The sequence below is a fragment of the Pseudoalteromonas sp. SIMBA_162 genome, assembly GCF_046535955.1.
GTDB classification, from domain to species: domain Bacteria; phylum Pseudomonadota; class Gammaproteobacteria; order Enterobacterales; family Alteromonadaceae; genus Pseudoalteromonas; species Pseudoalteromonas marina.
Genome location: NZ_JAWJBQ010000184.1, coordinates 1 through 326, shown reverse-complemented (window position 1 = coordinate 326; position 326 = coordinate 1). Strand labels below are relative to the sequence as shown.

Genomic DNA, 326 nt, shown 5'->3' with positions numbered 1-326 from the left:
CTTTCTTTAAGTGGTGTGTAAAGAATGGGTTACTAGATTTTTCACCAGCAGAGGATATAAAGCTAGTTGCAGAGAAAACACCAGTACCGAAATGGTTGTCTAAGGAACAGAAAGGTGCTTTATTACGTGCCATAAAACGTGACTACTTAGGAGATAACGTAGTGAAGAAGTCATATCGTGAGTACCTGATGGTATTATTAATGCTAAAAGCTGGTTTACGTGTAGGCGAATTATGTGACTTGAAGTGGGACGATGTAAACATCACTGATAGAAAAGGTACAATTTATATTCGTAGTCTTAAAACTGAAGTACACCGTACATTACCA

At 37.4% G+C, this 326-nt stretch carries 1 protein-coding gene; it reads left to right on the top strand.

Annotated elements, in window-relative coordinates:
* Positions 1–326 (top strand): tyrosine-type recombinase/integrase (locus R0J88_RS19275; RefSeq protein WP_410900771.1); only part of this gene is annotated, 326 nt, incomplete at both ends.